Annotated in this window: 1 protein-coding gene; it reads right to left on the bottom strand. The window is 58.7% G+C overall.

Features of this window, described 5'->3' with window-relative positions:
* Positions 1-953, bottom strand: a 953-nt coding sequence (gene serA / locus A3730_RS26590) for a phosphoglycerate dehydrogenase (protein ID WP_063539311.1), incomplete at its 3' end; no start/stop codon positions are given.
* Positions 954-1100 lie beyond the last annotated feature (147 nt).

Here is a 1100-nt window from a genome sequence, read left to right as displayed (position 1 = left end):
TTATCGGAATAACGGATCAGCTTCTCGGACACTTCCGTGCCGATGTTCACCTGCGCTTCCTTGGTGGAGCCACCAATGTGCGGGGTGAGGATCACGTTATCGAATTCGCGCAACGGGCTGACGAACTCGTCGTCGTTACCCTTGGGCTCTTCCGGGAACACGTCGATGGCGGCGCCCAGCAGGTGGCCGTCTTTCAGGGCCGCCGCCAGCGCGTCGATATCGACGACTTTGCCGCGGGCGTAGTTGATCAGGTAGCCCTTGGGCTTGATCGCGCGGATCTGCTCTTCCTGAATCATCCAGCGGGTGTCGGCGGTATCCGGCACGTGCAGGCTGACCACATCGGACTGGGCCAGCAGGTCGGTGAGCGTGCCCACCTGTTCCGCGTTGCCCAGCGGCAGCTTGGGCACCACGTCGTAGAACTTCACCTTCATGCCCATGGACTCGGCCAGCACACTTACTTGCGCACCGATGTTGCCGTAACCCACGATCCCCAGGGTCTTGCCACGGATTTCGTAGCTGTCCTTGGCAGACTTCAACCACCCGCCACGGTGGGCCGACGCGTTCTTCTCGGGAATGCCGCGCATCATGTTGATGGTGTGGGCAATCACCAGCTCCGCCACGGAGCGGGTATTGGAGTAGGGCGCGTTGAAGACCGGGATACCACGCTTGAGAGCGGACTTCAGGTCCACCTGGTTGGTACCGATACAGAAACAGCCGACGCCAATCAGTTTTTCCGCCGCCTCGAACACCTCGTCGGTGAGCTGGGTGCGCGAACGAATGCCGACAAAATGGGCATCCTTGATTTTGGCAGTCAGGTCATCCCCGGTAAGCGCAGTGGGCAGCAGCTCCACATTGGAGTAACCGTTCGCTTTCAGGTTCTCCACGGCGTTTTCGTGGATGCCCTCGAGCAGGAGAACGCGGATCTTATCCTTCTCAAGAGAAGTATCGGCCATGATTCTGTCTCGGTAGCCTGTGAAATGGGCGCGTATGTTAACATAGCGCGCTCAAATTGAGAGCAACCCATGCTGTACTTCTGTTCAAGTCAGCATGAAGCCGTTTCAAGCCCCCGGTTAGACCCGTTCAGGAGACCTGTTGATGAC

This window comes from Alcanivorax sp. HI0044 (assembly GCF_001634945.1).
Note: the sequence above shows the minus strand (reverse complement) of the source record. Positions and strands in the feature narration are given on the sequence as shown.